The following is a 17,466-nucleotide window of genomic DNA, read 5'->3' on the forward strand; positions in this document are numbered from 1 at the left end:
AGTCATAGGGAATTGGTAGTGCTACGACTCTTCAATAAAAAAGCCCATGCGCTTCTGGGGATAGATATCAGCTCCACGTCGGTGAAGCTGCTCGAGTTGAGTCGCCAGGGCGACCGGTACCGTGTCGAGTCCTACGCGGTCGAACCGCTTCCGGCCAACGCCGTGGTCGAGAAGAACATCGCCGAGCTCGAAGGGGTGGGCCAGGCGCTGTCGCGGGTAGTGGCCAAGGCCAGGACACCCTTGCGCAATGTCGCCGTGGCCGTGGCGGGGTCCGCCGTGATCACCAAGACCATCGAGATGGACGCCGGGCTGTCCGACGACGACATGGAGAACCAGCTCAAGATCGAGGCGGACCAGTACATTCCCTATCCCTTGGATGAGGTGGCCATCGATTTCGAAGTCCTGGGCGTCTCGCCGCGCAGCGCCGAGCGGGTCGAAGTGCTGCTGGCCGCCTGTCGCAAGGAGAACGTCGAGGTCCGCGAGGCCGCCCTGGCGCTGGCCGGGCTGACGGCGCGGGTAGTGGATGTCGAGGCCTACGCCCTGGAGCGCGCCTTCGGCCTGCTGGCCACGCAACTGGCCGCGTCCCAGGAACGGCTCACGGTAGCGGTGATCGACATCGGCGCCACCATGACCACCCTGAGCGTGCTGCACAACGGCCGCATCATCTATACCCGTGAGCAATTGTTCGGCGGTCGCCAGCTGACCGAGGAGATCCAGCGTCGCTACGGCCTGACGTTCGAGCAGGCCGGGCTGGCAAAGAAGCAGGGTGGCCTGCCGGACGACTATTCCGGCGAAGTGTTGCAGCCCTTTCGCGAAGCGTTGGTGCAGCAGGTGTCGCGCTCCCTGCAGTTTTTCTTCGCGTCGGGCCAGTACAGCGCGGTGGACCACATCCTGCTGGCCGGTGGCACGGCGTCGGTCACGGGGCTGGACCGGCTGATCGAACAGCGCCTGGGCACGCCGACCCAGGTGGCCAACCCGTTTACCAACATGGCCCTGGGCAGCCGGGTCAATGCCGGTGCCCTGGCCAGTGATGCGCCGGCACTGATGATTGCCTGCGGGCTGGCCCTCAGGAGCTTCGACTGATGGCGCGGATCAACCTGCTTCCCTGGCGCGAAGAGCTTCGCGAAGAGCGCCGCAAACGCTTTCTGCTGGCCTTGACTGGAGCGCTCGTCGGCGCGGTAGGCGTGATACTGATTGCGGTCCAGTACCTCAACAGCGCCATCGATTACCAGCTGGCCCGTAACAATCACCTCTCGCAGCAGATCGCGGAACTGGATGAGCGCATCAAGCAGATCAGCGAGCTGAAAGCCCGTCGCCAGCAGTTGCTGGAGCGCATGCGCATCATCCAGGACTTGCAGGGCAACCGGCCGGTCAGCGGGCGCATCTTCGACCAGTTGGTGCGCACCTTGCCCGACGGGGTGTATTTCACCGAAGTGACGATGGAAGACCACACGCTGTCCATCAAGGGGGCCGCCGAGTCGAACAACCGGGTCTCGGACCTGATGCGCAACCTGGACTCATCGGACCTGTTCGATGCTCCCAGCCTGACGGAGGTCAAGGCCACCACGGCCGGCCAGCTCGACCAGGCCAATGTGTTCCAGTTGACGGTACGCCAGACCCGTCCGGCTGACATCGAGGAGGCCCAATGAGACCGGCGGAGTGGTTCGACGCGCTGCGCAAGATCGATATCAGCGACCTGGACACCAATAACCTGGGCTCCTGGCCCATGCCGGTCAAATGGCTGGCCGGTGTCCTGCTGGTGATCCTGGTCCTGGGCCTGGGCTACAACTTTGCCCTCAGCGACCTGGAGGATCAGCTGCAGCAGGTGCGCGGGGAGGAAAGTACCCTCAAGGCGCAGTTCGCGGGCAAGGCCCACATGGCCGCGAACCTGGAGCGCTACACCGAACAGATGAAGCAGATGGAGGAGTCCTTCGGCGTGTTGTTGCGCCAATTGCCCAGCGACACCGAGGTCCCCGGACTGCTGGAGGACATCACCCGAACCGGCCTGGGCAGTGGCCTGGAGTTCGAGGAGATCAAGCTGCTCCCCGAAGCCGCCCAGCCGTTCTACATCGAACTGCCGATCCAGATCACTGTGACCGGCGGCTACCATGACCTGGCGACCTTCGTCAGCGGTGTCGCCGGGTTGCCCCGCATCGTCACGCTGCACGATTTCGAGATTGCCCCCCTGGAGCCCAACGGCGGATCGAAGCTGCGCATGAGCATCCAGGCCAAGACCTATCGCTACAACGAGCAGGAGGAGCAGCCATGAGGTCGTTTCGCTGCGCCGGCCTGCTGGCGGGCCTGGTCGTGCTGGGGGGCTGCAACGGCGGCGATGGCTTCGACGACCTGGACGCCTATATGAACGAGGTCCGCTTGCGCCCGCCCGGCAAGATCGAGCCGATGCCGGTATTCAGGCCCTATGAGACCTTTACCTACAGCGCCGCCAACCTGCGCAGTCCGTTTTCCCGGCAGGTCCCGGTGGACCAGGCCAGTCGGCAGCAGGGCTCGCGCAATGTGCGGCCCGACCCCAACCGGACCAAGCAATACCTGGAAGGCTTCAATATCGAACAGTTCGAAATGGTCGGCACGATTGCCAATGCCAGTGGTTCCTTCGCGCTGCTGCGTGGCGCGGGCGGGGTGCATCGGCTCAAGGTCGGTGACTACCTTGGACGCAACGACGGGCGGATCGTCGCCATCAGTGCCACTCAGGTCGATGTGGTGGAAATCGTACCTGACGGCGAGGGGACGTGGCTGGAGCGACCACGGACCATTCCTTTGAAAGAGCACTCATTAGTGGAATCCCAACAATGAACAGGATTTTGACAGCCCTCGGTATTTCGCTATGGATAGCGCTGATGTCGCCGATGGCCCATGCGGCCAGCCTCAAGGCCCTGGATGTCGCGGCGTTGCCGGGAGACCGAGTCGAGTTGAAGCTGTCCTTCGACGGGCCGCCACCGACGCCTCGCGGCTATACCACCGAGCAGCCGGCCCGGATTGCCCTGGACTTGCCCGGGGTCACCAGCCAGCTGGCCCGCAAGACCCATGACCTGGGGGGCGGCAACGCGCGCAGCGCCACCGTGGTCGAGGCGGGGGATCGTACGCGGCTGATCATCGGCCTCACCCAGCTGGCGCCGTATGACGCCCGGGTCGAGGGCAACAGCCTGTTCGTGGTGATCGGCAAGGGCGCGACCCCCAGGACCACGGCCCAGGCGTCGCCCCTCGGTGCCGCCAGTCCTGCGCCGGCGAGGGCCAGGGCGCCGACGGGCAGGGCCATTCGCGGCGTGGATTTCCAGCGAGGAACCCAAGGCGAGGGCAATGTCGTGATCGATCTGTCGGACCCTTCCATCGCTCCGGACATCCAGGAGCGCGAAGGCAAGATCATCCTCACCTTTGCCAGGACCCAACTGCCGGAACCGCTGCGGGTGCGCCTGGACGTCAAGGACTTCGCCACCCCGGTGCAGTTCGTCAATGCCAGCGCCGGCTCGGACCAGGCCACCGTCAGTATCGAGCCCGGTGGTACCTTCGATTACTCCACCTACCAGACCGATAACCGGCTGACCGTCAGCGTCCGGCCCATGACCGTCGAAGACCTGCAGAAACGCAATAGCGATCGGGCCGCCTACAGTGGCGAGAAGCTGTCCCTCAACTTCCAGGACATCGAAGTGCGTTCGGTCCTGCAGTTGATCGCCGATTTCACCAACCTGAACCTGGTGGCCAGCGACACGGTGCAGGGCGCAATTACCCTGCGCTTGCAGAATGTGCCGTGGGACCAGGCCCTGGACCTGGTGCTCAAGACCAAGGGGCTGGACAAGCGCAAGGTCGGTAACGTGTTGCTGGTGGCTCCGGCCGATGAAATCGCCGCGCGCGAGCGCCAGGAGCTGGAGTCCCAGAAGCAGATCGCCGACCTGGCGCCATTGCGGCGTGAACTGCTGCAGGTCAACTACGCCAAGGCGGCGGACATCGCCAAGCTGTTCCAGTCGGTGACCAGCGCCGAGGCCAAGGCCGATGAGCGCGGCACCATCACGGTCGATGAGCGAACCAACAACATCATCGCCTACCAGACCCAGGACCGGCTCGATGAACTGCGACGGATCGTCGCCCAGCTGGATATCCCGGTGCGCCAGGTGATGATCGAGGCACGTATCGTCGAGGCCAACGTCGATTACGACAAGAGCCTGGGGGTGCGCTGGGGTGGTTCGATACAGAACAAGGGTAACTGGAACGCTTCCGGGGTCAGCACCGGGGACTCCACCACCATCGGCACACCGGGCAGCACCAGCACCAACCAGCCGTTCGTGGACATGGGCGCGTCGGGCAACACATCGGGAATCGGCATCGCGTTCATCACCGACAATGTCCTGCTGGACCTGGAACTGACCGCCATGGAGAAGACCGGAAACGGGGAAATCGTCTCCCAGCCCAAGGTGGTGACCTCCGACAAGGAGACGGCGAAAATCCTCAAGGGCACGGAAATCCCTTACCAGGAAGCCAGTTCCAGCGGGGCGACCTCGGTGTCCTTCAAGGAGGCCTCGCTGTCGCTGGAGGTGACGCCGCAGATCACCCCGGATAATCGCATCATCATGGAGGTCAAGGTCACCAAGGACGAGCCGGATTACCTGAACAAGGTGCAGGAAGTACCGCCCATCAAGAAAAACGAGGTCAATGCCAAGGTGCTGGTCAACGATGGCGAGACCATTGTGATTGGCGGCGTTTTCTCAAATACTCAGAGCAAGGTCGTAGATAAGGTGCCATTTCTTGGCGATGTGCCGTATCTTGGCCGCCTTTTCCGGCGTGATGTGGTTTCGGAGAAAAAATCCGAGCTGCTGGTATTCCTCACTCCGCGTATCATGAACAACCAGGCGATTGCTGTGAGTCGTTGATTCTGTGCGAAATTTGATTCTTGTTGGGCCGATGGGGGCTGGAAAAAGCACCATCGGCCGTTTGCTGGCCAAAGAGCTGCGCCTGCCGTTCAAAGATTCCGACAAGGAAATTGAATTGCGCACGGGTGCCAATATCCCATGGATCTTCGACAAGGAAGGCGAACCCGGCTTTCGTGATCGCGAGCAGGCGATGATCGCCGAGCTCTGCGCATTCGACGGCGTGGTGCTGGCCACCGGTGGCGGCGCGGTGATGCGCGAGGCCAATCGACAGGCGCTGCATGCTGGCGGACGAGTGGTCTATCTGCATGCTTCCGTGGAGCAGCAGGTCGGTCGTACCGCCCGGGATCGCAACCGTCCATTGTTGCGCACTGCCGATCCGGCCAAGACCCTGCGGGACTTGCTGGAGTTGCGCGATCCGCTGTATCGCGAGATCGCCGATCTGGTGGTGGAAACCGACGAGCGGCCACCACGAATGGTGGTGCTGGACATTCTCGAACGTCTGCAGCAATTGCCTCCCCGTTAATGCGCCTGGCGAAATGCGCTATCCTCGACGTCCCGTCATGGCCCGCCTGGGGCGCGGCGGATGACCATCCCGTCGTGTCATGGCCAGCACCGGGACCTGTAGCGAGGGGATTTAACCCCGTTGGGCACTTTTGTTAATCGCAGGCAGGACGCCTGATTCCATCTTCACTGTGGGGAAACATGCAGACACTTAAGGTCGACCTGGGCGAGCGCAGCTACCCGATTCATATTGGCGAAGGCTTGCTGGACCAGCCCGAACTGCTGGCGCCGCACATCGCAGGGCGGCAAGTGGCGATCATTTCCAATGAAACCGTCGCGCCTCTGTATCTGGAGCGTCTGACCCGCAGCCTGTCGGCTTTTTCGGTCATTTCCGTGGTGTTGCCCGACGGCGAAGCCTTCAAGAACTGGGAAACCCTGCAACTCATTTTCGACGGCCTGCTGACCGCACGGCATGACCGCCGTACCACGGTGGTTGCCCTGGGCGGTGGCGTAATCGGCGACATGGCCGGTTTTGCCGCCGCTTGTTACCAGCGCGGCGTCGACTTCATCCAGATCCCCACCACGCTGTTGTCGCAGGTCGACTCGTCGGTGGGTGGCAAGACCGGGATCAACCATCCCCTGGGCAAGAACATGGTCGGTGCGTTCTATCAGCCCAACGTGGTGCTGATCGATACCGCTACCCTCAAGACCCTGCCGGCTCGCGAGCTGTCCGCCGGGCTGGCGGAGGTCATCAAATACGGGTTGATCTGCGACGAGCCGTTCCTGGGCTGGCTCGAGGAGAATGTCGACCGCTTGCGGGCCCTGGACCAGGGCGCCCTGACCTACGCCATCGAGCGCTCCTGCGCCGCCAAGGCCGCCGTGGTAGGCGCCGATGAGCGGGAGTCGGGTGTGCGCGCCACGCTCAATCTGGGCCACACTTTTGGTCACGCCATCGAGACCCATATGGGCTATGGTGTCTGGCTGCATGGCGAGGCGGTCGCGGCCGGCACGGTCATGGCCCTGGAAATGTCCGCGCGCCTGGGCTGGATCAGCCAGGAGGAGCGTGATCGTGGCATTCGCCTGTTCCAGCGGGCCGGGCTGCCGGTGGTGCCGCCGGAGGAAATGACCGAGGCCGATTTCCTCGAACACATGGCTATCGACAAGAAAGTGATCGACGGTCGCCTGCGCCTGGTGCTGCTGCGCCGCATGGGCGAAGCGGTAGTGACCGACGATTATCCGAAAGAGGTTCTACAGGCCACGCTGGGAGCGGATTATCGCGCCCTGGCTCAGCTTAAAGGTTAATAAGATTCCGATGACTAGTTTGCATGCCGACGAGGCTTTCCTCGGCCATTTCCAGTTGAGTCACGACCCTTTCGCTCCTCGGGTCCCCGGCTTCAAGTTCTTCCCGGCCCAGCGCAAGCCGGTGCTTGGGCAATTGCATCACCTGGCGCGCTACAGCCAGTTGCTGCTGGTGGTCACCGGTCCCCAGGGCAGCGGCAAGACTCTGCTGCGCCAGGCCCTGGTGGCCAGCACCAACAAGCAGTCGGTGCAAAGCGTGGTGGTCTCGGCCCGTGGTGCCGGCGACGCAGCGGGTGTGTTGCGCCAGGTGGCCCAGGCGCTGAATGTCGCCCAGGCTGAAATCGGCGCGATTCTCGAGCAGATCGTTCAGCTGGCGTTGACCGGTCAGGAGGTCTACCTGCTGGTGGATGACGCCGAGCAGCTCGACGAATCGGCCCTCGAAGTGCTGCTGGAACTGGCTGCCGGTGCGCCGGAAGGTCGCCCTCATGTGTTCCTCTTCGGCGAGTCGTCGCTGATTGCCGGTCTGGAGCAGTTGCAGCTCGAGGAAGAGCGGTTCCACATCATCGAGCTGGCGCCCTACACCGAGGAAGAAACCCGCGAATACCTGGCCCAGCGTCTTGAAGGAGCCGGCCGGGGTATCGAACTTTTCACCGCCGATCAGATCTCTGAGATTCACGAAAGCTCCGACGGCTGGCCTGGCAACATCAATCAGGTCGCCCGCGATGCCTTGATCGAAATCATGATTGCCAGCCGCTCAGCGGTGAAGCGTCCAAGTATGGGGTTCAACATGCCGAAGAAGCACGTATTGGCGATTTCCGCCGTGGTCGTGGTCGCCATTGCCGCCGCGTGGCTGATGCCGGGTCGCAACAAGGCGCCCTCCACGGGCACACCGGCAAACGAACAGGCGCAACTGCCCCTTGGCCAGGGCACGCCGCAACCCAACGGCGGCGCGCCAGCGGTGGAGTTCGCCGGCAATACCCAGCCGATGCCGCTGCCGTTGGTCGGCCAGTCGCAACCGGTCATGCGCGGTCCCCTGGCCGAAGCGGCCGGCGGTATCACCGAGGGTGATGACGGCTCGGCGCCTCCGATCGACGACAGCAGCGATACGCCGCCAACCGTGACCACCACGGCACCGCCCGTCGGCGTGCCGGCAGGTCCGGCACCAACCCCGACACCGGCACCGGCTCCAGCCGCCAAGCCGACGCCTGCCCCAGCCCAGGTCGCTACCGCCAAGCCCGCGCCGACGCCAGCACCGGTGGCCAAGCCGGCACCTGCGCCGGCCGCCAAGCCTGCCACTACCACGGCCAAGGCCACGGGTGGCAGCTGGTACGCCGGCCAGGCACCAGGCAACTACGTGGTGCAGATCCTCGGTACCAGCTCCGAGGCGGCCGCCCAGAACTTCGTCAAGGAGCAGGGCGGCGAGTATCGTTATTTCAAGAAGGTGCTCAACGGCAAGCCGCTGTATGTCATCACCTACGGCAGCTTTGCCAGCCGCGATGCGGCCGTTTCCGCCATCAAGGCCTTGCCAGCGAAGGTTCAGGCTGGTAAACCTTGGCCTCGCACTGTCGCCAGCGTCCAACAGGAACTGGCTGCAACTCGCTGAAGATTCGGCGGCCTTACCCAGGCCGCCTCTCCCGGCAACCTCAACATTTCCGCAGGGGCGGGCGACCTTTCAGGCCGCGCGCCTTGCGGTGTCTGCGTCACAGTAGCGTTTGAGTCGTAGCGGTCGAACCCAAAAAAGTTTTGACTAGCACAGCATATAGCTTTAAACCTTTCACAAATGCGACATGGATTTGCGACAGTTCGTCGTCAAATTTGTGAGCGTCTGTGTCGGCATGTACAATGACCTCCCTTTTGCCCCCGCAAAGCCGGCGTACGTTCGGCGCGAAATGCAACTGGTTGAATTGAAAAGAAATTTGCCTCGGCAAGAGGCAGCCTGGTGAGAAAGTGTCTATGAAAGCAGGTCTGTACCAACCAGATGAATTCAAGGATAACTGCGGTTTTGGCCTGATAGCCCATATGCAGGGCGAGCCTAGCCATACCCTTTTGCAAACCGCCATTGAGGCCCTGACCTGCATGACCCACCGCGGTGGGATCAACGCCGACGGCAAGACCGGTGACGGTTGCGGCTTGCTGATCCAGAAGCCTGACGAGTTCCTGCGCGCCGTTGCCCAGGAAACATTTGGCGTGACCCTGCCCAAGCAGTACGCGGTGGGCATGGTGTTCTTCAATCAGGACCCGGTGAAGGCGCAGGCCGCTCGCGAGAACATGAACCGCGAGATCCTGGCCGCTGGCCTGCAACTGGTTGGCTGGCGCAAAGTGCCGATCGACACCAGCGTCCTCGGCCGCCTGGCCCTGGAGCGCCTCCCGCTGATCGAACAGGTGTTCATCGCTGGTGAAGGCCTGAGCGACCAGGAAATGGCGATCAAGCTGTTCAGTTCCCGTCGTCGTTCGTCCGTGGCCAACGCTGCCGACACCGACCACTACATCTGCAGCTTCTCCAACAAGACCATCATTTATAAAGGCCTGATGATGCCGGCGGACCTCGCCGCGTTTTATCCGGACCTGAGCGACGAGCGCCTGAAAACCGCCATCTGCGTGTTTCACCAGCGCTACTCCACCAACACCTTGCCGAAATGGCCGCTGGCCCAGCCATTCCGCTTCCTCGCCCATAACGGCGAGATCAACACCATCACCGGCAACCGCAACTGGGCCCTGGCCCGTCGCACCAAGTTCGCCAACGACCTGATGCCGGACCTCGAAGAGCTTGGCCCGTTGGTCAACCGCGTGGGGTCGGACTCCTCGAGCATGGACAACATGCTGGAGCTGATGGTGACCGGTGGTATCGACCTGTTCCGTGGCGTACGCATGCTTGTGCCGCCGGCCTGGCAGAACGTCGAGACCATGGATCCGGACCTGCGTGCCTTCTACGAATACAACTCCATGCACATGGAGCCGTGGGACGGCCCGGCGGGGATCGTCATGACCGACGGTCGCTACGCCGTTTGCCTGCTGGATCGTAACGGTCTGCGTCCAGCGCGCTGGGTCACCACCACCAACGGTTTCATCACCCTGGCATCGGAAATCGGCGTCTGGAACTACCAGCCCGAGGACGTCATCGCCAAGGGCCGCGTGGGCCCGGGCCAGATCTTCGCCGTGGATGTCGAGACCGGCCAGATCCTCGACACCGACGCCATCGACAACCGTCTCAAGTCCCGTCATCCATACAAGCAATGGCTGCGCAAGAATGCCCTGCGCATCCAGGCGACCATGGAAGACAACGACCACGGCTCGGCTTTCTACGATGTCGACCAGCTCAAGCAGTACATGAAGATGTACCAGGTCACCTTCGAGGAGCGTGACCAGGTGCTGCGCCCACTGGGCGAGCAGGGCTACGAAGCGGTCGGTTCCATGGGCGACGACACGCCGATGGCGGTGCTGTCGCAACGCGTGCGCACGCCGTACGACTATTTCCGCCAGCAGTTCGCCCAGGTCACCAACCCGCCGATCGACCCGCTGCGTGAAGCGATCGTGATGTCCCTGGAAATCTGCCTGGGCGCCGAGCGCAATATCTTCCAGGAGTCCCCGGAGCACGCCTCACGGGTGATCCTCAGCTCGCCGGTCATTTCCCCGGCCAAGTGGCGCTCGCTGACCAACCTCGATCGCCCGGGCTTCCAGCGCCAGGTCATCGACCTGAACTACGACGAGAGCGTCGGCCTGGAAGCGGCCATCCGCAATGTCGCCGACCAGGCTGAAGAAGCCGTGCGCGCCGGTCGTACCCAGATCGTGCTCAGCGACAGGCACATCATGCCCGGCAAGCTGCCGATCCATGCTTCGCTGGCCACGGGTGCGGTGCACCATCGCCTGACCGAAAAAGGCTTGCGCTGCGATTCCAACATCCTCGTGGAAACCGCCACCGCCCGCGACCCGCATCACTTCGCGGTGCTCATCGGTTTCGGTGCCTCGGCGGTCTACCCGTTCCTGGCCTACGAAGTGCTGGGCGACCTGATTCGTACCGGTGAAGTGCTGGGCGACCTCTACGAGGTATTCAAGAACTACCGCAAGGGCATCACCAAGGGCCTGCTCAAGATCCTGTCGAAGATGGGCATCTCCACCATTGCGTCCTACCGCGGTGCGCAACTGTTCGAGGCCATCGGCCTGTCCGAAGAAGTGTGCGAGTTGAGCTTCCGTGGCGTGCCGAGCCGCATCAAGGGTGCGCGTTTCGTCGACATCGAAGCCGAGCAGAAAGCCCTGGCCGCCGAAGCCTGGAGCCCGCGCAAGCCGATCCAGCAAGGTGGCCTGCTGAAGTTCGTCCACGGCGGCGAATACCATGCCTACAACCCGGATGTGGTCAATACCCTGCAGGCCGCCGTGCAGCAGGGCGACTACGCCAAGTTCAAGGAATACACGTCGCTGGTGGACAACCGTCCGGTGTCGATGATCCGTGACCTGCTCAAGGTCAAGACCCTCGACACGCCGCTGGACCTCAGCGAAGTGGAACCCCTGGAGTCGGTGCTCAAGCGCTTCGATTCCGCCGGTATTTCCCTCGGCGCCCTGTCCCCGGAAGCCCACGAAGCACTGGCCGAAGCCATGAACCGCCTCGGTGCGCGTTCCAACTCCGGTGAGGGCGGCGAAGATCCCGCGCGCTACGGCACCATCAAGAGCTCGAAAATCAAGCAGGTGGCCACCGGTCGTTTCGGTGTCACACCGGAATACCTGGTCAATGCCGAGGTACTGCAGATCAAGGTCGCCCAGGGCGCCAAGCCCGGTGAAGGCGGCCAGCTGCCTGGCGGCAAGGTCAACGGTCTGATCGCCAAGCTGCGTTATGCCGTGCCCGGCGTGACCCTCATCTCGCCGCCGCCGCATCACGACATCTACTCGATCGAAGACCTGTCGCAACTGATCTTCGACCTCAAGCAGGTGAACCCCAAGGCGCTGGTTTCGGTGAAACTGGTGGCGGAGGCCGGCGTCGGCACCATTGCCGCCGGTGTGGCCAAGGCCTATGCCGATCTGATCACCATCTCCGGCTATGACGGCGGCACCGGTGCGTCGCCGCTGACTTCGATCAAGTATGCCGGTGCGCCGTGGGAACTGGGCCTGGCCGAAACCCACCAGACCCTGCGCGGCAACGACTTGCGCGGCAAGGTCCGGGTGCAGACCGACGGTGGCCTGAAAACCGGCCTGGACGTGATCAAGGCCGCCATCCTCGGTGCCGAGAGCTTCGGCTTCGGTACCGCGCCGATGATCGCGCTGGGCTGCAAGTACCTGCGCATCTGCCACCTGAACAACTGCGCCACCGGCGTGGCGACCCAGAACGAGAAGCTGCGCAAGGACCACTACATCGGCACCGTCGACATGGTGGTGAACTTCTTCACCTACGTGGCCGAGGAAACCCGTGAGTGGCTGGCCAAGCTGGGCGTGCGCTCGCTCGAAGAGCTGATCGGCCGTACCGACCTGCTGGAAGTGCTCGAAGGCCAGACCGCCAAGCAGCATCATCTGGACCTGACCCCGTTGCTGGGCAGCGACCACATTCCGGCGGACAAGCCGCAGTTCTGCCAGGTGGACCGCAACCCGCCGTTCGACAAGGGCGAGCTGGCCGAGAAGATGGTCGACATGGCCACTTCGGCGATCAACGACCTGAGCGGCGCGGAGTTCGAACTGGACATCTGCAACTGCGATCGCTCCATCGGTGCGCGGATCTCCGGCGAGATCGCCCGCCGCCATGGCAACCAGGGCATGGCCCAGGCGCCGATCACATTCCGCTTCAAGGGCACCGCTGGCCAGAGCTTCGGCGTCTGGAACGCCGGCGGCCTGAACATGTACCTGGAAGGCGATGCCAACGACTACGTCGGCAAGGGTATGACCGGCGGCAAGCTGGTCATCGTTCCGCCCAAGGGCAGCGCCTATCGCACCCAGGACAGTGCCATCATCGGCAACACCTGCCTGTACGGCGCCACTGGCGGCAAGCTGTTCGCCGCCGGTACCGCGGGCGAGCGTTTCGCCGTGCGCAACTCCGGGGCCCACACCGTGGTGGAGGGGACCGGCGATCACTGCTGCGAATACATGACCGGTGGTTTCGTCTGTGTGCTGGGCAAGACCGGTTACAACTTTGGCTCTGGCATGACCGGCGGTTTCGCCTACGTGCTCGACCAGGACAACACCTTCGTTGACCGGGTCAACCACGAACTGGTGGAAATCCAGCGGATCAGCGGCGAGGCGATGGAAGCCTACCGCAGCCATCTGCAACGCGTGCTGGACGAGTATGTCGAGGAAACCCACAGCGAGTGGGGGCGTGAGCTCGCCGAGAACCTCGATGACTACGTCCGCCGTTTCTGGCTGGTCAAGCCCAAGGCTGCCAACCTGAAGTCGTTGCTTTCCAGCACCCGTGCCAACCCGCAGTGATATGCGCCTGAAGAGTTTGATGAGGTTTTAACAATGGCTGAACGTCTGAGTAACGACTTCCAGTTCATCGATGTCGGGCGCAAGGATCCGAAGAAGAAACTGTTGCGTCAACGCAAGAAAGAGTTCGTGGAAATCTACGAGCCCTTCAAACCCCAGCAGTCGGCCGACCAGGCCCACCGCTGCCTGGGGTGCGGTAACCCGTACTGCGAATGGAAGTGCCCGGTGCACAACTTCATTCCCAACTGGTTGAAGCTGGTGGCCGAGGGCAACATCCTCCAGGCCGCCGAACTGTCCCACCAGACCAACACCCTGCCGGAAGTCTGTGGCCGGGTGTGCCCGCAGGACCGCCTGTGTGAAGGTGCCTGCACCTTGAACGACGGTTTCGGCGCGGTGACCATCGGTTCGGTGGAGAAGTACATCACCGACACCGCGTTCGCCATGGGTTGGCGCCCGGACATGTCCAAGGTCAAGCCGACCGGCAAGCGGGTCGCCATCATCGGTGCCGGCCCGGCGGGCCTGGGCTGTGCCGACGTGCTGGTGCGCGGCGGCGTGACCCCGGTGGTATTCGACAAGAACCCGGAGATCGGTGGCCTGCTGACCTTTGGCATCCCCGAGTTCAAGCTGGAAAAGACCGTGCTGAGCAATCGTCGCGAAGTCTTCACCGGCATGGGCATCGAGTTCCGCCTGAACACCGAGGTGGGCAAGGACGTGACCATGGAGCAACTGCTCGAAGAATACGATGCCGTGTTCATGGGCATGGGCACCTACACCTACATGAAGGGTGGCTTTGCCGGCGAAGACCTGCCCGGCGTGTACGACGCCCTGGATTTCCTGATCGCCAACGTCAACCGCAACCTGGGCTTTGAAAAGTCGCCGGAAGATTTCGTCGACATGAAGGGCAAGAAGGTCGTGGTGCTCGGCGGTGGCGACACGGCGATGGACTGCAACCGGACTTCGATCCGCCAGGGCGCCAAGTCGGTGACCTGTGCCTATCGTCGTGACGAGGCCAACATGCCCGGCTCGCGCAAAGAGGTGAAGAACGCCAAGGAAGAAGGGGTGAAGTTCCTCTACAACCGCCAGCCGATCGCCATTGTCGGTGAAGACAAGGTCGAAGGCGTGAAGGTGGTCGAGACCCGTCTGGGCGAGCCAGACGCCCGTGGTCGTCGCAGTCCCGAGCCGATCCCGGGTTCCGAAGAGATCATCCCGGCCGACGCCGTGGTCATCGCCTTCGGTTTCCGTCCGAGCCCGGCGCCATGGTTCGAGCAGTTCAGCATCCAGACCGACAGCCAGGGCCGTGTGGTGGCTCCGGAGCAGGGCCAGTACAAGCACCAGACCAGCAACCCGAAGATCTTCGCCGGCGGCGATATGGTACGAGGCTCCGACCTGGTGGTGACGGCGATCTTCGAAGGCCGCAACGCGGCGGAAGGGATCCTGGATTACCTGGGGGTCTGATCACTTCCTAACGCTGGAGTGCGATCAGATGTGGGAGCGAGCTTGCTCGCGATAACGGTGGATCAGTCAACGAACATGTTGAATGTGATGCCCTCATCGCGAGCAAGCTCGCTCCCACAATTGTTTTTTGGTGTTGCTGAACATTGCATGACACCGCGACAAATTGCCCCGATAGATAAAAGGCACGGCTCTTGCCGTGCCTTTTGCGTCGCGCTCTGAGAAAATGCCCGCACTTTTTTTCCGGATGCCGACATGACTGCCCTGAAGAACGATCGTTTCCTTCGCGCCCTGCTCAAGCAACCCGTAGACGTCACCCCTGTGTGGATGATGCGCCAGGCCGGTCGCTATCTGCCGGAGTACCGCGCCAGCCGCGCCAAGGCCGGCGATTTCATGAGCCTGTGCATGAACCCGCAACTCGCTTGCGAGGTCACGCTGCAGCCCCTGGATCGTTACCCGCAGCTGGATGCGGCGATCCTGTTCTCCGACATCCTCACCATCCCCGACGCCATGGGCCAGGGTCTGTATTTCGAGACCGGCGAAGGCCCACGCTTCAAGAAAGTCGTCAGCTCCCTGGCCGACATCGAGGCATTGCCGATCCCGGATCCGCAAAAGGACCTGGGCTACGTCATGGATGCGGTCAGCACCATTCGCCGCGAGCTCAACGGTCGCGTGCCGTTGATCGGTTTTTCCGGCAGCCCCTGGACCCTGGCGACCTACATGGTCGAAGGCGGTTCGTCCAAGGACTTCCGCAAGACCAAGGCGATGCTCTACGACAACCCGCAAGCCATGCACCTGCTGCTGGACAAGCTGGCGCAGTCGGTCACCTCCTACCTCAATGGCCAGATCATGGCCGGGGCGCAGGCGGTGCAGATCTTCGACACCTGGGGCGGCAACCTGTCGGCGGCGGCCTACCAGGAGTTCTCCCTGGCCTATATGCGCAAGATCGTCAGCGGCCTGATTCGCGAACATGAAGGGCGCCAGGTACCGGTGATCCTGTTCACCAAGAATGGCGGCCTGTGGCTGGAGAGTATCGCCGACGCGGGCGCCGATGCCCTGGGCCTGGACTGGACCTGCGATATCGGCAACGCCCGTGCGCGGGTCGGTGACAAGGTGGCCCTGCAAGGCAACATGGACCCGACCGTCCTCTACGCCAAGCCTGAAGCCATTCGTGCCGAGGTTGGTCGAATCCTGGCCAGCTACGGTAAGGGCAGCGGCCACGTATTCAACCTGGGTCACGGCATCACCCCGGAAGTCGATCCGGAACACGCCGGTGCTTTCCTGCGCGCCGTGCATGAGTTGTCGGCGCAATACCACGGCTGACCAAAGCCTGCTCACCCAGCCTGCCGGGATTCGTTCCAGGCAGGCTTTTTTTCGCCTCTTTATCATTCACTTTGAATAAGAGCGCTTCGGCGGCATCAACGAAGATCTCGACGATGGCCAGTGGCGATGTCAATCGACTGCTCGACTGGCTGGATCGGCACGAGCGGGATGGTGCGACCCTGCAGACGCTGAGCCTGGAAGTGCGCGAGGGAATCCTGGAGGCGCGGATGACGATGCAGCAATGACCCGGGCGGCAGGCCCGGGCTCGATCAATCTCCAGGCTAGACCTGCATGTTGCCCGGCAACACCGGTAGCTTGGCCAGTTTCAATGCCACCCCCAACGCAATCACCAGCAAGGCCCCGATGAACAATCCGATGCCGTTCCAGCCACCCAGGTGCCAGGCCACGCCACCGGCCGTGCCCGCGATACTCGAACCCGCGTAGTAGCTGAACAGGTAGAGCGATGAGGCCTGCCCCTTGGCTCTGGTTGCCCGGCGACCGATCCAGCTGCTGGCGACGGAGTGGGCACCGAAGAACCCGAAGGTGAACACCAGCATGCCCAGGATCACCAGGGACAGCGGAGTGAACAGAGTCAGCACCAGGCCTGCCAGCATCAGTGCAATGGTCGCCCAGAGCATCTTGCGGCGACCCAGTTTGTCGGCCAGCGAGCCGACCTTGGCCGAACTGTAGATACCCGACAGGTACACCACCGACAGCAAGCCGACGAACGCCTGGTCCAGATGATAAGGCGCGGCCAGCAGGCGGTAGCCGATGTAGTTGAACAGCGTCACGAACGCCCCCATCAACACGAACGCTTCGAGAAACAGCAGTGGCAACCCGGCATCGCGAAAGTGCATGGTGAACCCTTCCAGCAGGCTGCGTGGGTGCAGCGAGCGCGGACGGAAGTTGCGCGACTCGGGAAGAATCCTCCAGAACACCGCCGCGGCGATCAGTGCGAGACCGCCGATCACCAGCATCGCGGTGTGCCAACTGACGAAGTCGATCAGTACGCCGGCGATCAGCCGTCCGGACATGCCGCCGATGGCGTTGCCGGCGATATACAGGCCCATCGCCAGGCCGATGTGCTTGGGATGGATTTCTTCGCTCAGGTAGGTCATGGCCACGGCCGCCAGTCCGCTCAACGACAGCCCCACGAGGGCGCGCAGTACCAGTACGCCTTGCCAGGTGGGCATCATGGCGCTGGCAATCGTGCACAACGCCGCGGCGAACAGCGCCGCGACCATCACCGGCTTGCGGCCGATGCGGTCGGAGATCGGACCGGTGATCAAAAGGCCGATGGCGAGCAAGGCGGTCGCCACCGACAGGATCAGGCTGCTCTGGGCGGCGTTGATGGAAAACTCCGCCGACAACAGCGGCATCATCGGCTGCACGCAATACAGCAGGGCGAACGTCGCGAACCCGCCGCAGAACAGCGCCAGGACTGTATGCATGAACATCGAGGTGCCTTTCTCGATGTAGATGTCCGCCAGTTGCCCAGCGACGTTGTCCGGCTGGGGAGGGATTTCATGGGCCAGGGGGGCGACAGCAGTTTTCACGATGAACCTCGGGGGAAGCACGGCCAGGCAGGCAATGAAAAAAGCATATAGCCGGC

Annotated in this window: 13 protein-coding genes; 12 read left to right on the forward strand and 1 reads right to left on the reverse strand. The window is 62.9% G+C overall.

The window, feature by feature from the left end; translation table 11 throughout:
* The first annotated feature begins 18 nt into the window (after nt 1-18).
* The 12 genes from AC1M7R_RS13345 to AC1M7R_RS13400 all read left to right on the forward strand — a co-directional run bounded on the left by AC1M7R_RS13345 (nt 19) and on the right by AC1M7R_RS13400 (nt 16,099).
* On the forward strand, nt 19-1,083 hold the full coding sequence (locus tag AC1M7R_RS13345; RefSeq protein ID WP_072397981.1) for a pilus assembly protein PilM: 1,065 nt from the start codon (nt 19-21) through the stop codon (nt 1,081-1,083).
* Complete coding sequence (locus AC1M7R_RS13350; RefSeq protein WP_072397982.1) at nt 1,083-1,649, forward strand: PilN domain-containing protein; 567 nt, start codon at nt 1,083-1,085, stop codon at nt 1,647-1,649. Before AC1M7R_RS13345 ends, AC1M7R_RS13350 begins: the two co-directional genes overlap by 1 nt.
* Nucleotides 1,646-2,269 carry a type 4a pilus biogenesis protein PilO gene (pilO, locus tag AC1M7R_RS13355; RefSeq protein WP_490610454.1) on the forward strand — a complete coding sequence of 208 codons (624 nt, stop codon included), beginning with the start codon at nt 1,646-1,648 and terminating at the stop codon, nt 2,267-2,269. Before AC1M7R_RS13350 ends, pilO begins: the two co-directional genes overlap by 4 nt.
* The gene (locus AC1M7R_RS13360; protein ID WP_337349557.1) at nt 2,266-2,811 is read left to right on the forward strand and encodes a pilus assembly protein PilP; all 546 of its coding nucleotides are present in this window, start codon (nt 2,266-2,268) and stop codon (nt 2,809-2,811) included. The genes pilO and AC1M7R_RS13360 overlap by 4 nt, the downstream gene beginning before the upstream one ends.
* Nucleotides 2,808-4,880: a type IV pilus secretin PilQ gene (locus AC1M7R_RS13365; RefSeq protein ID WP_092181614.1), complete on the forward strand. Its 2,073-nt coding sequence runs from the start codon at nt 2,808-2,810 to the stop codon at nt 4,878-4,880. The genes AC1M7R_RS13360 and AC1M7R_RS13365 overlap by 4 nt, the downstream gene beginning before the upstream one ends.
* A gap of 4 nt (nt 4,881-4,884) precedes the next feature.
* The gene (gene aroK, locus AC1M7R_RS13370; protein WP_072397986.1) at nt 4,885-5,403 is read left to right on the forward strand and encodes a shikimate kinase AroK; all 519 of its coding nucleotides are present in this window, start codon (nt 4,885-4,887) and stop codon (nt 5,401-5,403) included.
* A 179-nt stretch (nt 5,404-5,582) separates the two neighbouring features.
* Nucleotides 5,583-6,683: a 3-dehydroquinate synthase gene (gene aroB / locus AC1M7R_RS13375; protein WP_072397987.1), complete on the forward strand. Its 1,101-nt coding sequence runs from the start codon at nt 5,583-5,585 to the stop codon at nt 6,681-6,683.
* A gap of 10 nt (nt 6,684-6,693) precedes the next feature.
* Complete coding sequence (locus AC1M7R_RS13380) at nt 6,694-8,283, forward strand: AAA family ATPase (RefSeq protein ID WP_072431660.1); 1,590 nt, start codon at nt 6,694-6,696, stop codon at nt 8,281-8,283.
* Nucleotides 8,284-8,633: 350 nt separating this feature from the next.
* Nucleotides 8,634-13,082 carry a glutamate synthase large subunit gene (gltB, locus tag AC1M7R_RS13385; RefSeq protein ID WP_072397989.1) on the forward strand — a complete coding sequence of 1,483 codons (4,449 nt, stop codon included), beginning with the start codon at nt 8,634-8,636 and terminating at the stop codon, nt 13,080-13,082.
* A 33-nt stretch (nt 13,083-13,115) separates the two neighbouring features.
* Nucleotides 13,116-14,534, forward strand: coding sequence for an FAD-dependent oxidoreductase (locus tag AC1M7R_RS13390; RefSeq protein ID WP_047225960.1), 1,419 nt, complete (start codon nt 13,116-13,118; stop codon nt 14,532-14,534).
* Nucleotides 14,535-14,786: 252 nt separating this feature from the next.
* Nucleotides 14,787-15,854 (forward strand): uroporphyrinogen decarboxylase, encoded by a 1,068-nt coding sequence (hemE, locus tag AC1M7R_RS13395; RefSeq protein ID WP_490610455.1) that lies wholly within the window; start codon nt 14,787-14,789, stop codon nt 15,852-15,854.
* A gap of 113 nt (nt 15,855-15,967) precedes the next feature.
* The gene (locus AC1M7R_RS13400) at nt 15,968-16,099 is read left to right on the forward strand and encodes a hypothetical protein (RefSeq protein WP_256327883.1); all 132 of its coding nucleotides are present in this window, start codon (nt 15,968-15,970) and stop codon (nt 16,097-16,099) included.
* Between the two features lie 36 nt (nt 16,100-16,135).
* On the opposite strand, the gene AC1M7R_RS13405 is transcribed toward AC1M7R_RS13400, so the two are convergent.
* The gene (locus tag AC1M7R_RS13405) at nt 16,136-17,389 is read right to left on the reverse strand and encodes an MFS transporter (RefSeq protein WP_432214369.1); all 1,254 of its coding nucleotides are present in this window, start codon (nt 17,387-17,389) and stop codon (nt 16,136-16,138) included.
* Between the last annotated feature and the right edge of the window lie 77 nt (nt 17,390-17,466).

The sequence above is a fragment of the Pseudomonas sp. MS01C9 genome, from assembly GCF_058202755.1.